The following is a 23,478-nucleotide window of genomic DNA, read 5'->3' on the forward strand; positions in this document are numbered from 1 at the left end:
AACGTGACGTGAGGTGTCCTCCATGCTGACCATCCTCGGCTTCGCCATGATCGCGACCTTCCTGGTCCTGATCATGACGAAGAAGATGTCGCCGATCGCGGCGCTCGTGCTCATACCCGCGCTCTTCTGCGTCGCCGTCGGACAAGGGGCCCAGCTGGGCGACTACGTCATCGAGGGTGTCGGGAAGCTGGCGCCGACGGCCGCGATGCTGATGTTCGCGATCGTCTACTTCGGCGTCATGATCGACGTCGGCCTCTTCGATCCGATCGTCCGAGGCATCCTGCGCTTCTGCAAGGCCGACCCGATGCGGGTCGTGGTCGGTACGGCGGTGCTCGCCGCGATCGTCTCGCTCGACGGCGACGGCTCCACGACCTTCATGATCACTGTCTCGGCGATGTACCCGCTCTACAAGCGGCTGGGCATGAGCCTCGTCGTCATGACGGGTGTCGCCGCCACCGCCAACGGCGTCATGAACACGCTGCCCTGGGGCGGCCCGACCGCCCGCGCGGCCACCGCGCTCAAGCTGGACGCCGCCGACATCTTCGTCCCGATGATCCCGGCGCTCGGCGTCGGCCTGGTCTTCGTCTTCGTCCTCGCCTACGTCCTCGGCCGCCGCGAGCGCAAGCGCATCGGCTACCTGAGCCTCGACGCGGTGCTGACGCCGCGGACCGAGCCGGTCCTGGTCGGCGCGGGCGGCGGCAAGGACGGGGCCAAGGGCGGAGTCAAGGGCGGTGCCAAGAGCAGGGTCACCGCGGGTGGGGCGGGCTCTGGCGCGGGCCTGTCCGACGACGCCGGGACGCAGGGTGCTCTTGAGGCTCAGGATGTTCAGGGCGCGCACGGTGCTGATGGTGCTCAGGGTGAGGACGGCTTCCAGGGGCTCGACCCGAAGCGCGAGACGCTGCGGCCCAGGCTGTACTGGTTCAACGCCGGTCTCACCGCCGTACTGCTCACCGCGATGATCATGGAGTGGCTGCCCATCCCGGTGCTGTTCCTGCTCGGCGCCGCGCTCGCTCTGACGGTCAACTTCCCGAAGATGGCCGCGCAGAAGGCCCGGCTCGCGGCCCACGCCGACAACGTCCTCAACGTCGCCGGCATGGTCTTCGCCGCCGCCGTCTTCACCGGTGTGCTCACCGGCACCGGCATGGTCAAGCACATGGCCGACTGGCTCGTCGGCGCCATCCCGGACGGCATGGGCCCGCACATGGCCCTGGTCACCGGCCTCCTCAGCCTCCCGCTGACCTACTTCATGTCCAACGACGGCTTCTACTTCGGCGTCCTGCCGGTGCTCGCCGAGGCCGGCGCGGCCCACGGCGTGTCTCCGCTGGAGATCGCCCGCGCCTCCCTCGTCGGCCAGGCGCTGCACATGTCGAGCCCGCTGGTCCCGGCGGTGTACGTGCTCGTCGGCATGGCGAAGGTGGAGTTCGGCGACCACACCCGCTTCACGGTGAAGTGGGCGGCGCTGACCTCGCTGGTGGTGCTCGTCGCGGGCATCCTCTTCGGGATCATCTAGTCGCTGGTTCGTTCGGGTGGAAGTCGGAGGGTGGCACGGCCGTGTGCCACCCTCCGTAGTCATGTGTGACCAATAGTCAGATTATCGGCCCGCTTGTCCGAGATCTGTACGACTGGAGGAACTCCCGCATGACCGTCAAGGCTCTCCGCCCCCTGATCGCCACCACGGCGACCGCGCTCACCATCGGCTCCCTCGCCCTGGCGGGCGCTCCCGCCGCGTTCGCCGCCCCGATCCCGGGCGACAACGGCGACGTCAAGATCCACAACGTGGGCACGCCCGTCGACGACGAGAGGAACGAGCCCAAGGTCTGCCGGTTCTACCTCGACGCCTTCAACTTCGACGTCCTCCAGGAGGTCGACTGGACGATCGTCCCGCAGCCGCCCAAGGCCGGCTCGCCCAACCTCAGCGGCCACATCACCCTCAACAGCGGCAAGGGTCACACCGGTGAGCTCGCCCTCCCCAACGGCATGTACAAGCTCACCTGGACCTTCGAGGGCGAACACGGCTCCGGCAAGCACAAGGTCTTCAAGGTCGACTGCCCGCCCGGCGGCGGTCCCGGCGGCGGCACCGGTGGTCACGGCCACCACAAGCCGCCGCACGGACCGGTCGGCGCGGGCGGAGGCGGCGCGGCGGACATCACCGCCCCCGCGGACGACAGCGCCGCCTTCGGCGTCGGATCGGCCATCGCCGCGGCTCTCGCGGGCACCGCGGGCCTGATCCTCATCCGCCGCTCGCGCCGCCGCACCGATGGCGCCGCGTAGGTCCGTTCCCCCGCGCGGGACGGCCACCGCCGGCCGGGCCCCGGCCGGCGCACGCCGCCCCCGCCCGCGCGGCCGCACCACCCGCCGGCAGCGACGGCTCGTCCGGCTCGCCCGTACCGTCGTTGTGACCATGTCCCTGGTCACCGCCGGTGTCTGGTGGGCCCAGGACGACGGGTCACCGCCCGGCCCCGCGCTCGCCGCGGGGCCGGGCGTGCACGGCGCGGCGGCTCCGGTCCACCGGACCCCGCCCCGCCCGGCGCCTCGCCCGGTGTCGCGCCCCAGGCCCGAGCCGCAGCCGCCGCCCGCGCCGCTGGGCCGCTCCCGGCCCACCACCCTCGCCGTGCCCGCGATCACCATCGAGGCCCCCGTCGTCGGCCTCGGCGTCGATACCGCCGGCCGTCTCGGCACCCCGCCCGTGGACAACCCCCGGGTCGTCGGCTGGTACGCGAACGGCGTCACCCCCGGCGAACGCGGCACCGCCGTCGTCGTCGGCCACCGCGACACCCGCACCGGCCCGGCGATCTTCCTCAACCTCAACTCGCTCAACCCCGGCAACACCGTCCGCGTCGCCCGCGCCGACGGCCGCGTCGCCGTCTTCACGGTCGACCGCGTCCGTACGTACGCGAAGTCGTCCTTCCCCGACGCCGAGGTCTACGGCCCCACCACCCGCCCCGAACTCCGCCTCCTCACCTGCGGCGGCACCTTCAGCCGAAAGGACGGCTACGAGGCGAACATCGTGGTGTTCGCGCATCTGACCGGCGTGGACCGGAAGATCTGACGGGGAGGGGGGAGGAGGGGGGAGAGGTACGGGACGGTGCGGTCGGCCCGCCGGACCCGGGGCCGACCGCTACGGCCGGGCAAGGCGCCTCGGCGCGGCCGGCGAGGAAACACAGCACCCCGTGCGCGAGATGGTGCGCGCACGCCACCGCGGCGGGCGGGTCGGCGCCCGGCGGGGCCGCGTCGAGGAGCCGGAAACCCTCGTCCGTACCGCGCGTCTTCGGCATCGGCTCGGCGGACGCGCCGCCGCGAGCACCCGGCCCTCGGCGCCCACGGCCATGCCGCCCGGCCGTCCGCCTCGCTGCGCCGCTCCAACTCCGCGAGCACCTCGTCCAGCAGCCGCGCCGCCTCCTCGAAGCGGCCCATCCGGCGCAGCGCCGCGCTGCGGTCGATCCGGGCGCGGGCGGACTCGGCGCCCAGGGCGTCGAGCCAGCCGGTGCGTTCGGCGTGAGTAGCGGTCGGCGGTGGCGTCGGCGTAGAGGTCGGCGGCCCGTTCGGCGGCCTGCTTCGGCGAGCGCCGCGTCACGGGGTTCATCCCGTCCTTGAGGGTCCGGGCCGGTTCGAGGGCGAACAGCCGGTTGCCGAGGGGCAGTTCCCGCACCCGTTCGGGTACGGCGACGGGTACGGCCCGCGGTACGGCCCGGGCTCCGGCTCGGCCCGCGGTACGGCTCCCGGCTCCGGCTCGGTCAGCGGTACGGGTCCGGCGCGCCGTTCGCGAGGGCCGCGGTACGGGTCCGGCGCGCCGTCCGCGAGGGCCGCGCCGTTACCGGGGAACTACCGGCTCCGGCACGCCGGGCAAGGCGGAATCCGCCAGTTCGCGTCCGGCACGGCTGTCCGGCCGGGCCGTGGACAGGGCGCGCGGGCGGGGGTGAGGATCGGACTACCAGGGAGAGCAGGCAGGGGGACCTGGCGCCGAAAAACTAACAGCGCTAGTTTGGATGGCCGGTGTCAGCGGCAACGACCTGGCCGGCGCCGGCAGCACACCCCCGACACCAGAGGAGACACCGCTGATGAAGGCCCACGACGGCATGTACATCGGTGGCGCGTGGCGGCCCGCCGCCTCCGCCGAGACGATCGCCGTGATCGATCCCGCCACCGAAGAGGTCGTCGCCCACGTCCCGGCCGGCAACGCCGAGGACGTGGACGCCGCCGTGCGCGCCGCCCGGGCCGCGCTGCCCGGCTGGGCCGCGACGGCGCCCGCCGAGCGGGCCGCCCGCCTCGCCGCGCTGCGGGACGCGCTCGCCGCCCGCGCCGAGGAGATCGCCGCCACCGTCACCACCGAGCTCGGCGCGCCCCCGCAGCTCGCCGCCGCCGTGCACGCCGGGCTGCCGATCGCCGTCGCCGGTTCGTACGCCGAGCTCGCCGCGAGCCACCCCTTCGAGGAGAAGGTCGGCAACTCGACCGTCTACTCCGAGCCGGTCGGCGTGGTCGCCGCGATCACGCCCTGGAACTACCCGCTGCACCAGATCGTCGCCAAGGCCGCCCCGGCGCTCGCCGCCGGCTGCACCATCGTGCTCAAGCCCGCCGAGGACACCCCGCTGACCGCCCAGCTGTTCGCCGAGGCGGTGCACGAGGCCGGCCTCCCGGCCGGCGTCTTCAACCTGGTCACCGGCCTCGGCACGGTCGCGGGGCAGGCGCTCGCCGAGCACCCGGACGTGGACCTCGTCTCCTTCACCGGCTCCACGGCCGTCGGCAGGAAGATCGGCGCCCTCGCGGGCGGCGCGGTCAAGCGGGTCGCCCTGGAACTCGGCGGCAAGTCCGCCAACGTCATCCTGCCCAGCGCCGACCTCGGCAAGGCCGTCGCCGTCGGCGTCGCCAACGTCATGTCCAACTCGGGCCAGACCTGCAGCGCCTGGACCCGGATGCTGGTCCACACCGACCAGTACGAGGAAGCCGTCGCGCTCGCCGCGGCCGCCGTCGCCAAGTACGTGCCGGGCGAGCGCGTCGGTCCGCTCGTGAACGCCAGGCAGCGCGACCGGGTCCGCGGCTACATCGAGCAGGGCCTCGCCGAGGGCGCGCGGCTGGTCGCCGGCGGCCCCGAGGCCCCGCGCGAGACCGGCTACTACGTGGCCCCGACCGTCTTCGCCGACGTCACGCCCGGGATGACGATCGCCCAGGAGGAGATCTTCGGCCCGGTCGTCTCGATCATCCGGTACGAGGACGAGGCGGACGCCCTGGCCATCGCCAACGGCACCGTGTACGGGCTGGCCGGCGCCGTCTGGGGCGAGGAGGCGGAGGCCGTCGCCTTCGCCCGCCGCATGGAGACCGGCCAGGTCGACATCAACGGCGGCCGGTTCAACCCGCTGGCCCCGTTCGGCGGCTGGAAGCAGTCCGGCGTCGGCCGCGAGCTCGGCGCGCACGGTCTGGCCGAGTACCTCCAGACCAAGTCCCTGCAGTTCTGAGCGTCGTACCGTCCCGGCCGCACCCACCCGAAGGAGCCCCACGCGTGATCCGCGCCGCCGTCCTGCCCGCCGTCGGCTCTCCGCTGGAGATCACCGGCATCGCACTGCCCGAGCCCGGCCCCGGCCAGGTCCGGGTGCGCCTCGCCGCCGCCGGGGTCTGCCACTCCGACCTCTCGCTGTCCAACGGCACCATGCGGGTGCCGGTCCCCGCCGTCCTCGGCCACGAGGGCGCGGGCACGGTCGTCTCCGTCGGCGAGGGCGTCACGCACGTCGCCCCCGGCGACGGCGTCGTCCTCAACTGGGCGCCGTCCTGCGGCGCCTGCCACGCCTGCTCGCTCGGCGAGGTGTGGCTGTGCGCCAACGCCCTCACCGGCTCCGCGAACGTCCACGCCCGCACCGAGGACGGCACCGAGCTCCACCCGGGGCTCAACGTCGCCGCCTTCGCCGAGGAGACCGTGGTCGCCGCGAACTGCGTGCTGCCCGTGCCCGACGGAGTGCCGCTCACCGAGGCCGCGCTGCTCGGCTGCGCCGTGCTCACCGGCTGGGGCGCCGTCCACCACTCCGCCCGGGTCCGCGCGGGCGAGACCGTCGCCGTGTTCGGGGTCGGCGGTGTCGGCCTGGCGACCCTTCAGGCCGCCCGGATCGCCGGGGCGTCGACCATCGTCGCCGTCGACGTGTCGCCCGGGAAGGAGGCGCTGGCCCGGGCCGCCGGCGCCACCGAGTACGTCGTCGCCTCCGACACCACCGCCAAGGAGATCCGGAAGCTGACCGGCGGTCACGGCGTCGACGTGGCCGTCGAGTGCGTCGGCCGCGCCGCCACCATCCGTACCGCCTGGGACGCCACCCGGCGCGGCGGCCGCACCACGGTCGTCGGCATCGGCGGCAAGGACCAGCAGGTCACCTTCCACGCCCTGGAGATCTTCCACTGGGGCCGCACCCTGTCCGGCTGCGTCTACGGCAACTCCAACCCGGCCGAGGACCTGCCCGTGCTCGCCGAGCACATCCGCGCGGGCCGCCTCGACCTCGGCGCCATGGTCACCGAACGCATCACCCTGGACGGCATCCCGGGCGCCTTCGAGAACATGCTGGCGGGCAAGGGCGGCCGCGCGCTGGTCGTCTTCTAGCCCTGCTGCCGGCTCTGTACGGTCACTGCCGAGGGCACCACGGGGGCCTTCGGCCGGGACCGCGACACCGCCACGCCCGCCAGGCACAGCGCGCCGCCGCCCAGCGTGAGCAGCCCCGGCAGCTCGCCGAGGAACAGCCAGGCCATCAGCACCACCAGGGCCGGCACGGCGTACGTCGTCGCGCCCATCCGCCCGGCGGTCGTCCGGGCCAGGGCGTAGGCCCAGGTGGTGAAGGCGAGCGCGGTCGGGAAGACGCCGAGGTAGACCATGTTCAGGGTCGCCGACAGCGGGGCCCGGCCCACCTCCTCGACGAGCCGCCCGGCGAACGGCAGACAGGCCACCGCGCCGACCAGGCACCCGAAGGTCGTCACCTGCAGCGCGCTGCCGTGCGCGAGCGCCGGCTTCTGTGCGACGACCCCGCCCGCGTACGCGATCGCGGCGAGCAGACAGAGGACCACGCCGAGCACCGAGGCGTGCCCCTCGCCGGACATCGACAGTCCGACCGCGACGGCGCCCGCGAACGAGACCGCCATCCCCGCGAGCAGCCGGGGCGGCAGGGCCTCGCCCAGCACCTTCGCGCCGAGCAGCGCGATCAGGATGGGGCCGATGTTGACGACCATCGCGGCAGTTCCGGCGTCGACCTCCTGCTCACCCCAGTTCAGCACCACCATGTAGGCGCCGAACCAGAGCAGTCCGGACAGCGCGATCCCGCGCCAGGCGGCGCGCGGCGGCAGTCCCTCCCGCCGTATGACGAGGACGAGCCCGAGCACGAGCGCACCGGCGAGCAGCCGGCCGAGGGCGAGGGCGCCGGGGGAGTAGGCGGCGCCGGCACTGCGGATGGCGACGAAGGCGGAGGCCCACAGGACGACGGTGACACCGGCGGCGGCGAGCGCGAGACGGGAGGATCGGTTCGGCATGGGACGACCGTAGGGCGCGGACCGTTCGGCGAGCACCGCAATATCGCGCGGGGCGAGGCCCGGCTGTGTGCGGCTCGGCGCACCCCGGCCGGGATGCGGCTCGGCGCGGCACTGTGGCGCGGGCGTGGCCCGGGCTGTGTGCGGCTCGGGGCGGCACGCCGCCGGGGCGGTGCCCGGCCCTGGGCGGCTCGCCGCAGCACTGCCGCGCGGGCGTGGCCCGGGCTGTGGGCGGCTCAGCGCAGCGCCGCCGGCGCGATGCCGAGCGCCGCCTCCAGCGCCCGCTCCCCGGCCGCGGTCACCTTCACCGCCCGCTCGGACCCGATCCGTACGCACCAGCCGGCGTCCATCGCGTGCCGGCACAGCGCCGCGCCCGCCAGGCCCGCCAGGTGTGGCCTGCGCTCGGTCCAGTCCAGGCAGCCGCGCGCGACCGGCCGCCGGCTCCTGCCGCCGGCGGCGCCGGTGACGAGGGGGATGCCCAGGTCGGCGAACCAGGCCAGGCCGCCGTCGGTGAGCGCGAACCCGGTGTCCTGGCGGAGCAGTCCGCGCTCGGTCATGGCCTCGGTGATGGCGATGCCGAGCCGTCCGGCGAGATGGTCGTAGCAGGTCCGCCCGCGCGCCATCGCCTGCCCGGCGCTCGCCGCCCGCAGGTTCCGCGGCGGCTCGGGCACGGCCGGCTCGGAGCGGGCGGCCAGGTCCTCGACGAGGTGCGCGATGCCGGGGTCGGCGAGGCGTACGTACCGGTGCCGGCCCTGCCGTTCCTCCGCGAGGACCCCGCCCGCCACCAGCTTGCCCAGGTGCTCGCTGGCGGTCGACGCGGCCACTCCCGCCTGCCGCGCCAGCTCCCCGGCCGTCCAGGCCCGGCCGTCGAGCAGGGCGAGCAGGAAGCCGGCGCGGGTCTCGTCGGCGAAGAGGGCGGCGAGGGCGGCGAGGTCTTTGGGTGCCATGGCCTCAGGATGCCGCAGTCACTTTTCGGCGGCCGCCGAAGTGTCGGTCGAGGCGGCGGCCGTGGCCTGGGTGCGCTGCCAGTTCCAGTCCCGCAGCCGGGACCAGCGGTGGTCGTGCTCCGTCTCGGGCGTGCAGTCCCCGATCCGCTCGTACGCGTCGGCGGTGCGCGGGTCATCGCGCCGCAGCAGGCCGTAGGCGGCGGCGATTCGTACGAGTTGCATCTCCTCGCCGGTCAGCGCCGCGAGCGCGTCGGCGACCTCCGGCGCCCGGTCGTCGGAGTCCGCCAGACCCACAGCCGCTCCCCAGCGCACCTCCGCGTCGGGATCGCGGGCCAGGGCGAGCAGCGCCGCCCGGCCGGCGGCGGAACCGTCGTGCGCCCGGCCGAGGACGCCGCACGCGCCACGGCGCACTTCCGCGTCCTCGTCCCGTGCCAGGACGAGGAGCGCGGCCCGGCCGGCCGGTTCCAACGGACCCGCCTCCAGGCAGTCCGGCACGGCCGCGCGGACCGCCGGGTGCGGGTGGTCCGCGTACCGCTGCCCGGTCGCCGGGATGTCCGGGTGCTCGTGCTCGCCCGCCCACGCGCGCAGGACGTCCGCGAGGACCTGCCCGTCCGTCTCCTCCGTCGCCCAGGCCGCGAAGAGGGCGTTCGTCTCCTTGTCGTACGCGTGCATGCCACTGCCCCGGAGCAGCATCGTGCAGCGCAGGACGTCCGCGGCGAACCGCCGGTGCGCGGGGTCCGGGTGGTTCCGCAGGGCGGCCACCGCGGACCAGGTCTCCCTGCTGCGCCGCTGCGCGCCGAGCACGAACACGGCGCTCCACCAGTCCACGTGCTCGGGATCCGCGGGCGCCGCGCCCCGGGCCGCCAGCTCCGCCACCGGTGTCAGGATCCGCAGCGCCCATTCCAGATCGGTCAGGATCGCCCCGTGGCCGTCCCGTACCGTGCGCCCGTCCAGGGTGAGTTCGTTCACGTACCCCGACTCGCCGTCCGGCACCGGGGTCCGCTCCCCGGCCGCCGGCCGGCATCGCTCGTACCAGCTCCGCGCCGTGGCCAGCGCCCGGTCCGCGGCGGGCCCGCGCAGCCGCAGGCCCGGGTCGCGGCCCCTGACCGCCGAGAAGACCGCGTACGAGCCGCCCTCGATCGCCCTCAGCAGCGGCGTCGTGCCGTCCGGCAGCACCCGGTCCTGGTCGGCGCCCGCATCGACCAGCGCTTCGGCGACCGGCGCGTCGTACGTCTCGACCGCCAGGCACAGCACCGGCAGCCCGTCCTCGGCCAGCGCGTTCGGATCGGCGCCGTCTTCGAGCAGCCTCCCCACCCCGTCCGCGTCCCCCGCCCGTACCGCCGCTACGAGCTCCGCCCCGAGCTCGGCTGCGTGTCCGGCCCCCGGCTCCGCTACGAGCTCCGCCCCGAGCTCGGCTCCGTGTCCGGCCCCGAGCTCCGCTCCGAGCCCTGTCGTGTCCCCCACTCGTCCCGCACCCCCGTGTCGTACTGCGTCTGCAAGCCGTCGAGCAGTGCCCGCAGCCCCGTCGTGAACGCCCCCTCGTCGACCTTCTCGCGCCGTTCCGCGAGCAGGTGGGCCTGGCCCAGGTGAGGGTAGTCCGCCGGGTCGTACGCGGTCTCGTCGTCGACGAATCCGCGGGCGAAGGAGCCGAGCGCGGAGCCGGTGACGAAGTAGCGCATGAGCGCGCCGATGTACGTGGCCTGGGCCGGCGGCCAGCCCGCGCGGACCATCGCGCCGAAGACGGCGTCGGCGACCTTCAGACCGGCCGGACGGCGCCCGGGACCCTGGGCGAGCAGCGGGACGAGGTGCGGGTGGTCGGCGAGCGCGGCGCGGTAGGAGACCGCCCAGTCGCGCAGGGCCGTGCGCCAGTCCCGCGGGTCCTCCGGCGCGAACATCGACAGGTCGACCTTGGCGCTCACCGCGTCCGCGACGGCGTCCAGGATCTCGTCCTTGGTGCGGAAGTGGTTGTAGAGCGAGGGCCCGCTGACCCCAAGCTCGGCCGCGAGGCGCCGGGTGGAGAGGGCGGCGAGCCCCTCGGCGTCCACGAGCGCGCCGGCCGTGTCGACGATCAGGTCACGGCTGAGGAGGGGCTTGCGCGGTCGGGCCATGGCGCACATAGTAGGCGTGACCCATAAAACTAGCAGTGGTAATTAACTGGCGGACGGGCAGGCGGAGGACGGCGCGATGAATCTGGAGCTCAGTGCGGAGCAGGAGGCGGTCCGGAGGCTCGCCGAGGACTTCGTCGCCCGCGAGATCACCCCGCACGTCGTCGAGTGGGACCGCGCCGAGAACGTCGACCGGTCCCTCGTGAAGAAGCTCGGCGCCGTCGGCTTCCTCGGTCTCACCGTTCCGGAGGAGTACGGCGGCTCGGGCGGCGACCACCTCTCGTACTGCCTCGTCACCGAGGAACTCGGCCGTGGCGACTCCTCGGTCCGCGGCATCGTCTCCGTCTCCCTCGGCCTGGTCACCAAGACCATCGCCGCCTGGGGCAGCGAGGAGCAGAAGCGGGAGTGGCTGCCCCGGCTCACCGCCGGCGACGCCCTCGGCTGCTTCGGCCTCACCGAGCCGGGCACCGGCTCCGACGCCGGAAACCTCACCACCCGGGCGGTCCACGACCCGGCCACCGGCACGTACGTCGTCAACGGCGGCAAGATGTTCATCACCAACGGCACCTGGGCCGACGTGGTGCTGCTCTTCGCCCGCACCAACGACACCCCCGGCCACAAGGGCGTCTCCGCCTTCCTCGTGCCCACCGACACCCCGGGCCTCACCCGTCGCACCATCCACGGCAAGCTCGGCCTGCGCGGCCAGGCCACCGCCGAACTGGTCCTCCAGGACGTCCGCGTCCCCGAGAGCGCCATGCTCGGCCCCGAGGGCAAGGGCTTCGCCGTCGCCATGTCCGCGCTCGCCAAGGGCCGCATGTCGGTCGCCGCCGGCTGCGTCGGCATCGCCCAGGCGGCCCTCGACGCGGCGGTGCGGTACGCCGGGGAGCGCGAGCAGTTCGGCAAGCCCATCGCCTCGTACCAGCTGGTCCAGGAGCTGATCAGCGACATCGCGGTCGACGTGGACGCGGCCCGGCTGCTCACCTGGCGGGTCGCCGATCTGGTCGACCGCGGCGAGGAGTTCGCCACGGCCGCGTCGAAGGCGAAGCTGTACGCCTCCGAGGCCGCCGTCCGCGCCGCCAACAACGCCCTCCAGGTCTTCGGCGGCTACGGCTACATCGACGAGTACCCGGTCGGCAAGCTGCTGCGGGACGCCCGCGTGATGACCCTCTACGAGGGCACCAGCCAGATCCAGAAGCTCATCATCGGGCGGGCGCTGACGGGTGTGTCGGCGTTCTGAGTAGCCGGCGGTACGCGGCTGAGTATCCGGGCGGATGTGGCCCCGGCCACATCCGCCCGATGCTGTCCGTCATGAGCGAATATCCGGTCAAGCCGCAGATGAAGCAGCAGAACACCGCCGCCTACTACATGCAGGCCGTCATCTCCTTCGGGCTCGCCCTGCTGGCCGTGACCGTGGGGATCTACAAGCTGGAGGCCAGCGCCTGGGTCCGCGCCTTCCTCGCCGTCGCGGTGCTCTACCTCACCACGTCCGCGTTCACGCTCTCCAAGGTCGTCCGCGATCGCCAGGAGCAGCTCTGAGCCGCCGAACCCTAAGCGCTTGCTCACCCTCGTTGTATGGTGTTCGTCCTTGGACAGCCCGAGAAGGAGTGTGCGATGAGCGCGGCGGAGGAGACGCCCGGCGGCGAGCCGGACATGCCCTGGGGCGAGGTCACGCCCGAGGCCGCCCGGCGCCTGCTGGTCGCGGCCGTCGAGGCGTTCGCCGAGCGCGGCTACCACGCCACCACGACCCGCGACATCGCGGGCCGGGCCGGGATGAGCCCGGCCGCGCTCTACATCCACTACAAGACCAAGGAAGAGCTGCTCCACCGGATCAGCCGGATCGGCCACGACAAGGCCCTGGAGATCCTGCGGGACGCCGCCGACGCCCCGGGCACCGCCGCCGAGCGGCTCGCCGACGCCGTACGGTCCTTCGTCCGCTGGCACGCCGAGCGGCACACCACCGCCCGGGTCGTGCAGTACGAGCTCGACGCCCTCGGCCCCGAGCACCGCGCCGAGATCGTGGCGCTGCGCCGCGAGTCGGACGCCACCGTGCGGCGGATCATCGACGAGGGCGTGGCGGGCGGGGAGTTCGACGTCCCGGACGTGGCCGGCACCACCGTCGCCGTGCTCTCGCTCTGCATCGACGTCTCGCGCTGGTTCAACACCCAGGGCCGGCGCACCGCCGACGAGGTCGGCGCGCTCTACGCCGACCTCGTGCTGCGGATGGTGGGCGTTCAGAAGTAGTAGCGGGAGACCGACTCCGCGACGCACACCGGCTTGTCGCCGCCCTCGCGCTCCACGGTCACCGTCGCCGTCACCTGCACCCCGCCGCCGGCCTCCGTCACCTCGGTGAGCACGGCGGTGGCGCGCAGCCGCGAGCCGACCGGCACCGGGGCGGGGAAACGGACCTTGTTGGTGCCGTAGTTGAGACCCATCTTCATGCCCTCGACGCGCATGATCTGCGGCACCAGGGTGGGCAGGAGCGACAGGGTCAGATAGCCGTGGGCGATGGTCTTCCCGAACGGGCCGTTCGCGGCGCGCTCCGGGTCGACGTGGATCCACTGGTGGTCGCCGGTGGCGTCGGCGAACTGGTCGATCCGCTTCTGCTCGATCTCCAGCCAGTCGCTGTGGCCCAGTTGCTCGCCGACCCCGGCGCGCAGTTCCTCGGCGGAGGTGAAGATCCTCGGCTCGGCCATGTTCCGCTCCCTCTCACGATGTCTCTAAGCGACTGCTTAGCATGTTGTGGGTGCGGGTGCGCTCCTGTCAACGGACAGGACGCCCCGTAGGCTCGGACGAGTGCACCGGATACCCGAGAAGATCCACGAGCTGAGCGTCGGCCAGCTGTCCGCGCGCAGCGGAGCCGCCGTCTCGGCACTGCACTTCTACGAGGCCAAGGGGCTGATCAGCAGCCGCCGCACCAGCGGCAACCAGCGCCGCTACAGCCGCGACACGCTCCGCCGGGTCGCCTTCGTCCGCGCCGCCCAGCGCGTCGGCATCCCGCTCGCCACCGTCCGCGAGGCACTCGCCCGACTGCCCGAGGAACGCACCCCGACCCGCGAGGACTGGGCGCGGCTCTCCGAGGCGTGGCGGGCCGAACTGGACGAGCGGATCAGACAGCTCGGCCGGCTGCGCGACCACCTGACCGACTGCATCGGCTGCGGCTGCCTCTCCCTGGAGAACTGCGTGCTCTCCAACCCCGACGACGTGTTCGGCAAACGGATGAAGGGCTCCAGGCTGCTGCCCGAACGGAACGAGACGTAGGGAGCGGGGGCCCGCCACCCCCGTGGGCGGGCCCCCGCTCGGTCCGTGCGGCCGGTCGGCCGGCGTCACTCGTACTCGGTGCCGCCCTTACGGGTCAGATACGCCGGGCTGACCGCCTTCGCGATCGCCCGCCCGCCGACGACCGGGCTGTACCGCTCGGTCACCGGACGGATCACGACCCCCTCGCGCAGATGCAGCTCACGCCCGGAGACCGTCTCCCGGCCGCTCGCCAGCGCCAGGACGGTGTCCAGGTCGTACGGGCCGGTGTACAGACGCGGTACGAGTGGCAGTTCGCCCGGCTCCAGGACCCCGGCCGGGTCCAGCCAGCGCACCTGCCCGTCGATCTCGGCGGCCACGTCGAAGACCGCGTACCCGACCTGGCCCTCCGCCCGGGCGTTCGCCCCGTACGGCAGGTCCTGCACCCCGTCCCCGTACACCTCGCCGAAGAGGCCGACGCGCGTCGCGCCGAGCCGCTCGGCGAGCCGGGCGGCGACGGCGGGCAGACGGTGGTCGCGGACGGCACGCCAGTACAGGTTGCGCGGATCCTCCGTGAGGGCCAGGCCCTTGGCGCCGAAGCCCTTCGACGAGACGACCGTCCGCCGCTCGCCGGCGAGGTACGTCACGAGGCAGGCCGTGCCGTGCAGCTTCTCGGTCAGGACGACCGGCTCGCCGGGCGCGAAGACGTCCGGGAAACGGTGCAGGTTCTCGATCTCCACCCACGGCAGCAGGTCGGGCGCCGCCGCCACGTCCCCGCTCATCGTCGGCGGGACCGGCGGCGCCCACTTGCCGATGCCGAGCAGCTCCGCGAAGTCCGTCCCGTCCTGCGCCGCCTGCTTCAGGTCCACTCCGTCGAGCGCCCGCGGCCGGCACACGAGTCCCTGCGACAACTCCCCGCGCAGCCGCACCGCCTTGACCCGGTCGCCCGTCTTCCCGGCCAGCCGCCCGGTCAGCCCCAGCTCGTCGACGAGCGCGGCGGGCAGCACCGCCTGCTCCGGGATGTAGATCGCCACGTCACCGGTGCGGTACCGGCCCTTCGCGACGACCGCCCGGTAGAGGCCGACCTGCGCCAGTTCGAGCGCGTCGGCGTTGGGGTGGTCGTGGACGGTCAGGGTCTCGGCGGTGACGCGCAGCGTCGACATCTTCAGCGCTCCGGATGCTCGGTGGGTTTCGGTGAGGTGGTCATCGCCGCCCACTCTGCCGGGCGTACCCGCCGCCCCGCGAACGGATTTCCCGGCCGCCGCCCTCGGCGCGTCCTCCCCGAACCCCGGCCCGCCGCCCCCGTTGAGACGGGCCGTCGGCGTCACGCCACCGAAGCGAGCCTCGGCGCTCCCTCACCCCGCGTCCGGGCCAGCGCCCGGGGCGTCAGCACCGCCCGCGGTATCAGCACCCCGCACTCCGCGCACACCGGCCCGAACCACGGCTCGTCCCGCAGCTCGGACCGCCACTCGATCCGCTGCCCCGCACACACCGGACAGCCCTCGCCCGGCCCCCGCTTCAGCGCGGCCACCAGGCGCCCCACAACCTCCGGCAGCGGCGCCGACGGATGGTGCCGCGGATCGTCGCACCGGGCCACCCCGTTGCCACCCCAGATCCGCCGGTGCCACTCGTCAAGGGCACCCGGCCTGCGCAGCCCCCCGTGTTTCTCCCGCCGGCGCCGCTCCGCGAACTCCCGCTCGTACGCGAGCCACACCGCCCGCGCCTGCTCCAGCTCCTCCAGCGCGGCCACCAGCCGCCCCGGATCCACCTCCCGGTCCTCCGGCCCGAACCCGTGCCGCCGGCACAGGTGGTCCCAGGTCGCCCGATGACCGTAGGGCGCGAACCGCTCCAGGCACTTGCGCAGCGAATAGCGTCTGAGCGCCGTGTCGCTGCCTGGATCGCGCACCTGTCTCGCGAGACTCCGGAACCCGGCCATCGGACGCCACCTCCGTCGCTTGTCCTTCGGCGATATGAGATGGACGAACGAGCCGCGCTTCGTGTTCCATCGAAACGCACCCGGCGTGCGTCCGGCCGCATCGCCGCAGGTGGGCGCGGCGGGCGCGGACGGGCGCGAGAGGCGCGGACGGGCGCGAGGGGCGCGGACCGCCGGGGCCGCGCGCCCTCCCTCAGCCGAAGCGGCCCGCCCGCGCCACCACGGCCGCCAACTGCTCGTGACAGATGTCGCTGTGCTCCGACACCACCTCCGCCGCGTCCACGCTCACACAGCCCGAGCCGGGCAGTCCGTCGCGCAGGGCCGAGGCGAGGGTGCGGACGGAGCTGCCAGGGACGGCCTGGATGCCGTCGAATCCGACGGCCTGCCAGCGCGGGTCGTCCTCGCCGAGGAGCGACGCGTCGTCGCGGGAGACGCGGGAAGCGAGCGGGTAGAAGACGCGCAGGGCGGTGTCGTGGCGGGAGTGGCAGGCGACGACGGGGCCGTCGACGCGGGACTGGGCGCCCGGCAGGGACCCGGGACGGTCGGGGGAGTGCGGAAGACGGGCGGCGAAGGCGTAGTGCGAGAAGGCGCCCTGGAGGAGTGTCACCGACTTCACGGTCCGGGTGCCGGCGGGGAGGGCGGGCAGCGCGTGGGCGACGAGCCGGGCGCCGAAGCTGTGGCCGACCAGATGGACCCGCAACGCCGGGGCCAGGTGTCCGAGTTCGCCGAGCAGGGGGCCGAGGCCGCGCTCGCCGACGACGCCCGCGCGGTGCTTCATCGTGAAGTACGTGGCCTGCCGCAGCGCCTCCTTCGCGCCCCTCCACAGCCGCTTCAGCGGATCGCCGCCGAACAGCGGCTCCGCGCCGGCCGCGCCGGCCGCCTCGTCGAGGGCGTCCGCGAACATCCCGTACACCCGCCGTGGGTCCGAGGCCAGGAACCCCGGCATCTCGGCCGCGCCCGCTTCCCCGGCCACCCCCGCCAACTCCCGCAGCAGCTCCGCGAACTCGTCGAACGCCGCCTCGTCAGCCGGTTCGCTCTCCGCGAGCACCGCGAGCCGGGCCACCACCGGCGCCCGCTCCGGGACCGCCGCGGCCAGCGCCGGATAGTCGGGGACCGGCTCGTCGCTGAACATCATCGACGGCCACATCAGCCCCGCGTACCCGAGCCGCGCCGCCGGCCCCGCCACCCGCGGGAACGGCGCGAAGAAGCGGTCGAAGAGCCCGGTCGCGACGGACGGTGAGCTGTTCCAGCCGTGCGTGAAGACCACCAGGTCCGTGCACCCCTGCCGGGCGAGCGCCGCGAGCGCGGCCGCCTGGCCCGCCGGGCCGTCGCCGTCCTTGTCGAAGACGATCTCGCGGTACGGCTCGACACTCGTCACCGTCATGGCCCGTCCCTCCGCCTGCGCCGGGAGATGCGGGTGGATTCTTCCCGCGCGGAGGGACGGGCAGTCGTCGCCCCGCGGCCTCAGTGCCGCAGGTGCGCCGGTGATATCTCCGGGAAGTGCACGATCGCGTCGAACGTCGTGCCGAGCCGCACGTCCGCCACCTCGCCCGGCCAGGGGTACGTCGTGCCTATCGCCCGCGTCGGCCGCGCCACGTCCAGCCACTTACGCGCCGCCGGTACGGCCGTGCGCAGGTCGAGCAGGAACGGCCGGTCCGCGACCCGGTCCAGGACGTGGGCGTTGCTGTCCGGGCCGAGCGGTCCGACGGTGAAGACCCGCACCGGCTCCCCGGCCTCCCGCGAGTCGTGCGCGTTGAACGAGCCGCGGCCGAAGGAGGCGCCGATCGTCACGTACTCCTTGCCGAGCGCGTCGCGCAGGAAGGCGCCCTGGGTGCGCGGGTACTGCTCCGGTTCGGTCGTCTCGTATCCGACGTGCCCGTTGTGCGCGGACAGCACCATCCGGTCGCCGGTCTGCCGCTGCCACCACACGGTGTTCTCGGCCATGATCCGGTCGCGGTAGAGCATCGCCCCGGCCAGGCCCTGCCGGGTGCCGATGTCGTACGCGTACTCGGTGCCGACCTGGGCGACGGCCCGGGCGTCCTGCACCGCCCAGGCGTACGCCTCGCGCGCCTCGCGGTCCTGGCCGGCCGGCTTCTGCCGTTCGAGCAGGGCCAGGGCCTCGTTGACCTCGGCCGCCCGCGCCCTGCGCTCGGCGAGCGGCCTGCTCAGGTGCTCGCTGATCCAGGCGCCGACGTCGTCACCGCTCGGCCGCGAGGACGCGTACAGCTGCCGGAAGCGGGGCAGCAGCTCGGGGCGGGTACGGCCGACGTAGTCGGTGACCCGGTCGAAGAGGTTCGGGCCCGCGTAGCCGAGGTCGTTGCCCATGAAGCGGACCGGGTGACCGGGGTGGCGCAGGTTGTGCTGCCGCATCCAGGTGAACAGGTCCAGGTACTCGTCGGTGTTCCAGAAGGCGTACGACTCCTGGAACTCGTCCCGCATGATCTTGCGTATGTCGCCCTTGCCGTCGCGCACGTAGGCGTCGACGAGCAGGCCCGTGCTCCAGGGCGCCTCCAGGGCGAAGGTGGTGAACCCGCGCTTCTCCACCAGCTCCTCGAAGATGCGGTGCTTGGCGCGGAAGAACTCGCCGGAGCTGTGCGTGGCCTCGCCGACGCCGACCACCTTCGCCGAGCCGACGATCCGCTCCAGGGTGCGGAGGTCGGTCAGCGGGCGGGCGGTCGCGGCGAGGTCCCGGGCCGGGTCGGGGGCCGGGGCGGAGCCGTCGCCGGGCGCGGGCGTACGGGCCGCGGCGGTGGCCGGGGCCAGCAGGCCCACGCACAGCGCGGCCAGGAGCGCCGCCACGGGGCGGCGACGACGACGTAAGCGGATGTCCATGCCCCCAGCCTCGCCCCGCCGGCCGGGCCGGACCATCGGGGATCCACCCGAGATCACCCGGGGGTTGTCCCCCCTGCGCCCCTAGGGAAGACCCCGGCGACCGGCGGAGACTAGTGGTACAGCAGGTACTCCTTCCGCACCGCCCGGAACGCCGCCAGGTCCGCCTCCCATGCCCCCACGACCTCGTCCACGCCCGCTCCCGCGTCGATCATCGTGCGCACCCGCGCCGACCCCGTCAGCTTGTCGATCCAGTTGTCCGGCCGCCACGCGAAGCCGCTCCACGCCCGCCGCGCGGTGACGAGCAACGCGATGCCCGTCCGCACCGGGTCGAAGACCTCGCGGTCGTGCACCATCAGCTGCACCCCGCCCACCGTCTTCCCCTGGAACTTCGAGAAGGTCGGCGCGAAGTACGCCTCGCGCAGCCGCACCCCGGGCAGGGCGAGCGCGTTCGCCGCCTCCGCCCAGCGGCCGTCGATCCCCTCCGCGCCGAGCAGTTCGAACGGGCGGGTGGTGCCGCGCCCCTCGGAGAGGTTGGTGCCCTCGAAGAGACAGGTGCCCGAGTAGACGAGCGCGGTGTCGGGCGTCGGCATGTTGGGGCTCGGCGGCACCCACGGCAGCCCGGTCGCGTCGAAGAAGTCGGCGCGCCGCCAGCCGGTCACCGCCACCGTCTCCAGCTCCACCGGCTGCGCGAGGAACTCCCCGTTGAAGAGCCGGGCCAGCTCCGCGACGGTCATCCCGTGCGCCTGCGCGATCGGCTCGCGGCCCACGAAGGTCGCGTACGCCCGGTCGAGCACCGGCCCGAGCGCGGCCCGCCCGGTCACCGGGTTCGGCCGGTCGAGGACCACGAAGCGCTTCCCGGCGAGCGCGGCCGCGGCCATGCAGTCGTACAGGGTCCAGATGTACGTGTAGAAGCGGGCGCCCACGTCCTGGATGTCGAAGACGACCGTGTCGACGCCGGAGGCGGTGAAGACGTCCGCGAGCGGCTGACCGCTCTTCAGATACGTGTCGTAGACGGGCAGTCCGGTCGCCGGGTCGTCGTAGCGCCCCTCCGAGCCGCCCGCCTGCGCGGTGCCCCGGAAGCCGTGCTCGGGGCCGAAGACGGCGACCAGGTCCACCCGCTCGTCGGCGTGCATCACGTCCACGAGGTGCCGGGCCTCGGGCGTGATGCCGGTCGGGTTGGTGACGACGCCGACGCGTTCGCCGGCGAGCACCGCGTATCCGTCGGCGGCGAGGCGGTCGAAACCGGTACGGACCCGGCGGCCGCGGTCGCCGTCGTACGCCCGCCCCGGCGGCGCGTCGGCGACCGCGGGAGCGGCCGAAGCGGCCACCAGCGCGCCGCTCGCGGCCAGCAGCCCGCGTCTGGACAGGCCGGGCAGGTTCGACACACTCACGAGGAGACCTCCTTGATCGCCTTCCCTGGCATGCCCACGCACGCTAGCGCCGACGCGGGCCGCGCGGAACGAGGCGTACCGGCCGACGTCTTCCCCGCTTCCATACCGACCGGTTAGTCTGCCCGGACTCGGATCGTCGCCGAGAGAGCCAACGGAGAGTGGGTCCCATGAGTACGGTGCAGGGCGCGGGAGTCGTCGTCACGGGCGCGGGAGGCGGCATCGGCGCCGCCCTGGCCCGCCGCTTCGCGGCCGAGGGCGCCCGGGTCGTCGTCAACGACCTCGACCCCGGCCGCACCAAGGCCGTCGCCGAGGAGATCGGCGCCGTCGCCGTCCCCGGCGACGCCTCCGCCGTCGTCGACGAGGCCCGGGAGGCGCTCGGCGGCAGCGTGGACGTCTGGTGCGCCAACGCCGGACTCGCCTCGCCCGGCGACGCCTTCGCCGACGAGGCGGTGTGGGCCGCCGCCTGGGACGTCAACGTCATGGCCCACGTCCGGGCGGCCCGGGCGCTGCTGCCCGACTGGCTGGAGCGCGGCAGCGGCCGCTTCGTCTCCACCGTCTCGGCCGCCGGACTGCTCACCATGGTGGGCGCGGCCCCGTACAGCGTCTCCAAGCACGGCGCGTACGCCTTCGCCGAGTGGCTCGCGCTCACCTACCGCCACCGCGGCCTCAAGGTCCACGCCATCTGCCCGCAGGGCGTCCGCACGGACATGCTCACGGCCGCCGGATCGGCCGGCGAACTCGTCCTCGCGCCCACCGCCATCGAGCCCGAGGACGTCGCCGACGCCCTCTTCGACGCCATGGCGGCCGACCGCTTCCTGGTCCTGCCGCACCCCGAGGTCGCCGGCTACTACCGGGCCCGGGCCACCGACCCCGAGCGGTGGCTCGGCAACATGAACCACATCCAGCAGAAGTGGGAAGAAGGGACGCGCGCATGACCCGAGAGGGATCCGTCGGTACGGAGGACGGCACGGGGAGCGGCACGGACGTCACGGGTTCGATCTACGCGGCCCAGCCGTGGCTCGGGCGGCTCACCGCCGCCCAGCGGGCGCCCATCGACCCGCCGCCGACCGTCCTGCACGCCTTCCGGGCCGCCGCCGCCCGCACCCCCGACCACCCGGCGCTCGCCTACTTCGACGCCCGGATCTCCTACCGCGAGGCCGACGCCCTGTCCGACTCGGTCGCCGGACACCTCGCCGCCCGCGGCGTCGAGCGCGGCGACCGGGTCGCGGTCATGCTGCAGAACAGCCCGCACTTCGTGCTCGCCCTGCTCGGCGCCTGGAAGGCGGGCGCGATCGTCGTCCCGCTCAACCCCATGTACAAGTCGGCCGAGGTCGGCCACGCGCTGCGCGACTCCGGCGCCCGGGCCGTCATCTGCTCCGACCGCGCCTGGGCCGGGCACGTCCGCGCCGCCGCCACCGAGGCCGGCGTCCCGGTCGCGCTCACCGCCGACGAACGCGGGCTCCAGACCCGCGACGACCCGCGCGTCCTCGGCTTCGAGCCCGTCGCGACCGACGTCGACGACCTCCTCGCCGTCGCCCGCGCCGGACACCCGGCCCCCGCCGGCCGCGAGCCCGCCACCGACGACATCGCGCTGATCAGCTACACCTCCGGCACCAGCGGCACCCCGAAGGGCGCCCTCAACCTGCACCGCGGCATCGTCCACAACGCCGAACGCCAGCGCACCGGCCACCCCGTGCCGCCCGGCGCCGGTTACTTCGTCCTCGCCCCGCTCTTCCACATCACCGGACTCGTCTGCGAACTGGGCGCCTGCTTCGCCAACGGCGGCACCCTCGTCCTCGCCTACCGCTTCGAGCCCGGAGTCGTCCTCGACGCCTTCCTGGAGCACCGGCCCGCCTACACCGTCGGCCCCTCCACCGCCTACATGGCGCTCGCGGCCCAGCCCGCCGCCACGCCCGACCACTTCGCCTCCTTCCTGGTGATGTCGTCCGGCGGCGCGCCCGTGCCGCCCGCGCTCGTCGAGAGGTTCCGCGCCGGCTTCGGCCCGTACCTGCGCAACGGCTACGGCCTCACCGAGTGCACCGCGCCCTGCGCCTCCGTACCGCCCGAGCACGAGGCACCCGTCGACCCGGTCTCCGGCACCCTCTCCGTCGGCGTGCCGGGGCCCGACACCGTCGTCCGGATCCTCGACGAAACCGGCGCCGAGGCCCCGTTCGGCACGCACGGCGAGATCGCCGTCCGCGGGCCGCAGGTCGTCCCCGGCTACTGGGGGCTGCCCGAGGCCACGGCCGCGGCCTTCCCCGACGGCGAGCTGCGCACCGGCGACATCGGCTTCATGGACGAGGACGGCTGGCTGTACGTCGTCGACCGCAAGAAGGACATGATCAACGCGTCCGGCTTCAAGGTCTGGCCGCGCGAGGTCGAGGACGTCCTCTACACCCATCCCGCCGTCCGCGAGGCCGCCGTCGTCGGCGTCCCCGACGCCTACCGCGGCGAGACCGTCCGGGCCTACGTGAGCCTGCGTCCGGGCGCCGAGGCGGACCCCGCCGAGCTGTCCGCTTACTGCGAGCGGCGGCTCGCCGCGTACAAGTACCCGCGCGAGGTCGAGATCCTGCCGGAGCTCCCGAAGACGACAAGTGGGAAGATCCTCAGGCGGGAACTGCGTTCCCGGGAATGACCGAAAAGCATCACCGGCACGAAGGAAAGGCGGAACGGCATGGCCAGGACGACGGACGGGAGCGCGCTGCCCGTCCCCCAGAGGCTCCTTGCCGCCGCCACCCGGCTCTTCGCCGAGCGGGGCTACGACCGGACCTCCGTGCAGGAGATCGTGGAGGCGGCGGGCGTCACCAAGGGCGCCCTCTACCACTACTTCGGCTCCAAGGAGGACCTGCTCCAGGAGGTCTACGCGCGCGTGCTGCGGCTCCAGCAGGAGCGGCTCGACGCCTTCGCGCAGGCCGACGCGCCGGTCGAGGAGCGGCTGCGGGACGCGGCCGCCGACGTGGTCGTCACCACCATCGAGAACCTCGACGACGCGTCGATCTTCTTCCGCTCCATGCACCACCTCAGCCCGGAGAAGAACAAGCAGGTACGGGCCGAGCGGCGGCGCTACCACGAGCGCTTCCGCGCGCTGATCGAGGAGGGGCAGCGGGCCGGCGTCTTCTCCGACGCCACCCCCGCCGACCTGGTGGTCGACTACCACTTCGGCTCGGTCCACCACCTGTCCACCTGGTACCGCCCCGGGGGCCCGCTCACCCCGCAGCAGGTCGCCGACCACCTGGCCGACCTGCTGCTGCGCGCCCTGCGGCCGTAGCGCCCGCACTCCCGGGGGAGGGGGCTCGCCCGTACGGGGGAGGCGGACGGGACCGTGGGGGGACGCCCGGGCCGGGGCGTGGCGGCGAGGATCGGCGTGTCGATCAGCCCCCGCCCCGAACGGAGCTCCGCCGTGTCCAAGAACCTCCTGCGCGCCGCCGCCGTCCTCGCCCTCGTCGCCGCGGTCGCGACCCCCGCCGCCGCGGCCCCCGCGCCGGAGCCGGCCCCCGCGGTCGTGACGGCGCCCGCGGTCGTGACGGCGCCCGCCACCGACTCCTGAC

The 23,478-nt window shown here is 74.1% G+C and carries 22 protein-coding genes and 1 pseudogene; 13 read left to right on the top strand and 10 right to left on the bottom strand.

Annotated features, from left to right (window positions below):
* The first annotated feature begins 22 nt into the window (after window positions 1-22).
* The 5 genes from ACWEJX_RS06790 (at window position 23) to ACWEJX_RS06810 (ending at window position 6,574) form a co-directional block, all read left to right on the top strand.
* On the top strand, window positions 23-1,510 hold the full coding sequence (locus ACWEJX_RS06790) for a CitMHS family transporter (RefSeq protein WP_451606455.1): 1,488 nt from the start codon (window positions 23-25) through the stop codon (window positions 1,508-1,510).
* 128 nt (window positions 1,511-1,638) lie between these two features.
* A complete protein-coding gene (locus tag ACWEJX_RS06795; protein WP_451606456.1) occupies window positions 1,639-2,271 on the top strand; it encodes a hypothetical protein in 633 nt (210 codons plus the stop codon).
* A 130-nt stretch (window positions 2,272-2,401) separates the two neighbouring features.
* Window positions 2,402-3,049, top strand: a complete 648-nt coding sequence (locus ACWEJX_RS06800) for a class F sortase (protein WP_451606457.1) — start codon at window positions 2,402-2,404, stop codon at window positions 3,047-3,049.
* Window positions 3,050-4,058: 1,009 nt separating this feature from the next.
* Entirely contained in the window at window positions 4,059-5,450 is a 1,392-nt protein-coding gene (locus ACWEJX_RS06805; RefSeq protein ID WP_451606525.1) for an aldehyde dehydrogenase family protein, read from the top strand.
* A 44-nt stretch (window positions 5,451-5,494) separates the two neighbouring features.
* On the top strand, window positions 5,495-6,574 hold the full coding sequence (locus ACWEJX_RS06810; RefSeq protein ID WP_451606458.1) for a Zn-dependent alcohol dehydrogenase: 1,080 nt from the start codon (window positions 5,495-5,497) through the stop codon (window positions 6,572-6,574).
* Here the strand turns inward: ACWEJX_RS06810 and ACWEJX_RS06815 are convergent.
* From ACWEJX_RS06815 to ACWEJX_RS06830, 4 genes are all read right to left on the bottom strand, one after another.
* Complete coding sequence (locus ACWEJX_RS06815; RefSeq protein WP_451606459.1) at window positions 6,571-7,491, bottom strand: DMT family transporter; 921 nt, start codon at window positions 7,489-7,491, stop codon at window positions 6,571-6,573. The genes ACWEJX_RS06810 and ACWEJX_RS06815 overlap by 4 nt on opposite strands.
* A gap of 233 nt (window positions 7,492-7,724) precedes the next feature.
* Window positions 7,725-8,435: an ArsR/SmtB family transcription factor gene (locus tag ACWEJX_RS06820; protein ID WP_451606460.1), complete on the bottom strand. Its 711-nt coding sequence runs from the start codon at window positions 8,433-8,435 to the stop codon at window positions 7,725-7,727.
* Between the two features lie 18 nt (window positions 8,436-8,453).
* The gene (locus ACWEJX_RS06825) at window positions 8,454-9,899 is read right to left on the bottom strand and encodes a HEAT repeat domain-containing protein (protein WP_451606461.1); all 1,446 of its coding nucleotides are present in this window, start codon (window positions 9,897-9,899) and stop codon (window positions 8,454-8,456) included.
* Window positions 9,827-10,543 carry a TetR/AcrR family transcriptional regulator gene (locus ACWEJX_RS06830; RefSeq protein WP_451606462.1) on the bottom strand — a complete coding sequence of 239 codons (717 nt, stop codon included), beginning with the start codon at window positions 10,541-10,543 and terminating at the stop codon, window positions 9,827-9,829. The genes ACWEJX_RS06825 and ACWEJX_RS06830 overlap by 73 nt, the downstream gene beginning before the upstream one ends.
* 76 nt (window positions 10,544-10,619) lie before the next feature.
* On the opposite strand from ACWEJX_RS06830, the gene ACWEJX_RS06835 reads away from it, so the two are divergent.
* From ACWEJX_RS06835 to ACWEJX_RS06845, 3 genes and pseudogenes are all read left to right on the top strand, one after another.
* Complete coding sequence (locus ACWEJX_RS06835; protein WP_451606463.1) at window positions 10,620-11,777, top strand: acyl-CoA dehydrogenase family protein; 1,158 nt, start codon at window positions 10,620-10,622, stop codon at window positions 11,775-11,777.
* Between the two features lie 71 nt (window positions 11,778-11,848).
* A pseudogene (locus ACWEJX_RS06840) lies at window positions 11,849-12,067 on the top strand (YiaA/YiaB family inner membrane protein); the annotation flags it as partial.
* An 84-nt stretch (window positions 12,068-12,151) separates the two neighbouring features.
* A complete protein-coding gene (locus ACWEJX_RS06845; protein ID WP_451606464.1) occupies window positions 12,152-12,781 on the top strand; it encodes a TetR/AcrR family transcriptional regulator in 630 nt (209 codons plus the stop codon).
* On the opposite strand, the gene ACWEJX_RS06850 is transcribed toward ACWEJX_RS06845, so the two are convergent.
* Window positions 12,772-13,233, bottom strand: coding sequence for a MaoC family dehydratase (locus tag ACWEJX_RS06850; protein WP_451606465.1), 462 nt, complete (start codon window positions 13,231-13,233; stop codon window positions 12,772-12,774). The genes ACWEJX_RS06845 and ACWEJX_RS06850 overlap by 10 nt on opposite strands.
* 100 nt (window positions 13,234-13,333) lie before the next feature.
* Between ACWEJX_RS06850 and soxR the strand changes: the two genes are divergently transcribed.
* Window positions 13,334-13,798 carry a redox-sensitive transcriptional activator SoxR gene (gene soxR, locus ACWEJX_RS06855; protein WP_451606466.1) on the top strand — a complete coding sequence of 155 codons (465 nt, stop codon included), beginning with the start codon at window positions 13,334-13,336 and terminating at the stop codon, window positions 13,796-13,798.
* 65 nt (window positions 13,799-13,863) lie between these two features.
* Here soxR and ACWEJX_RS06860 read toward each other — a convergent pair whose 3' ends face one another.
* The 5 genes from ACWEJX_RS06860 to ACWEJX_RS06880 form a co-directional block, all read right to left on the bottom strand.
* Entirely contained in the window at window positions 13,864-14,937 is a 1,074-nt protein-coding gene (locus ACWEJX_RS06860; RefSeq protein ID WP_451606467.1) for an RNA ligase (ATP), read from the bottom strand.
* 161 nt (window positions 14,938-15,098) lie between these two features.
* A complete protein-coding gene (locus ACWEJX_RS06865) occupies window positions 15,099-15,710 on the bottom strand; it encodes a hypothetical protein (protein WP_451606468.1) in 612 nt (203 codons plus the stop codon).
* A gap of 190 nt (window positions 15,711-15,900) precedes the next feature.
* Window positions 15,901-17,091 (bottom strand): serine-threonine protein kinase, encoded by a 1,191-nt coding sequence (locus ACWEJX_RS06870; protein WP_451606469.1) that lies wholly within the window; start codon window positions 17,089-17,091, stop codon window positions 15,901-15,903.
* An 80-nt stretch (window positions 17,092-17,171) separates the two neighbouring features.
* Complete coding sequence (locus tag ACWEJX_RS06875) at window positions 17,172-18,539, bottom strand: erythromycin esterase family protein (RefSeq protein WP_451606470.1); 1,368 nt, start codon at window positions 18,537-18,539, stop codon at window positions 17,172-17,174.
* 110 nt (window positions 18,540-18,649) lie between these two features.
* Window positions 18,650-19,930 carry an exo-beta-N-acetylmuramidase NamZ family protein gene (locus ACWEJX_RS06880; protein WP_451606471.1) on the bottom strand — a complete coding sequence of 427 codons (1,281 nt, stop codon included), beginning with the start codon at window positions 19,928-19,930 and terminating at the stop codon, window positions 18,650-18,652.
* Window positions 19,931-20,097: 167 nt separating this feature from the next.
* On the opposite strand from ACWEJX_RS06880, the gene ACWEJX_RS06885 reads away from it, so the two are divergent.
* The 4 genes from ACWEJX_RS06885 to ACWEJX_RS06900 all read left to right on the top strand — a co-directional run bounded on the left by ACWEJX_RS06885 (window position 20,098) and on the right by ACWEJX_RS06900 (window position 23,477).
* A complete protein-coding gene (locus tag ACWEJX_RS06885) occupies window positions 20,098-20,865 on the top strand; it encodes an SDR family oxidoreductase (RefSeq protein ID WP_451606472.1) in 768 nt (255 codons plus the stop codon).
* A complete protein-coding gene (locus tag ACWEJX_RS06890; protein WP_451606473.1) occupies window positions 20,862-22,565 on the top strand; it encodes an AMP-binding protein in 1,704 nt (567 codons plus the stop codon). The genes ACWEJX_RS06885 and ACWEJX_RS06890 overlap by 4 nt, the downstream gene beginning before the upstream one ends.
* Before the next feature lie 39 nt (window positions 22,566-22,604).
* A complete protein-coding gene (locus ACWEJX_RS06895; RefSeq protein ID WP_451606474.1) occupies window positions 22,605-23,198 on the top strand; it encodes a TetR/AcrR family transcriptional regulator in 594 nt (197 codons plus the stop codon).
* A gap of 132 nt (window positions 23,199-23,330) precedes the next feature.
* Window positions 23,331-23,477, top strand: a complete 147-nt coding sequence (locus tag ACWEJX_RS06900) for a hypothetical protein (RefSeq protein WP_451606475.1) — start codon at window positions 23,331-23,333, stop codon at window positions 23,475-23,477.
* The last annotated feature ends 1 nt before the right edge of the window (window position 23,478 follow it).

This window comes from Streptomyces sp. NPDC004788 (assembly GCF_053601115.1).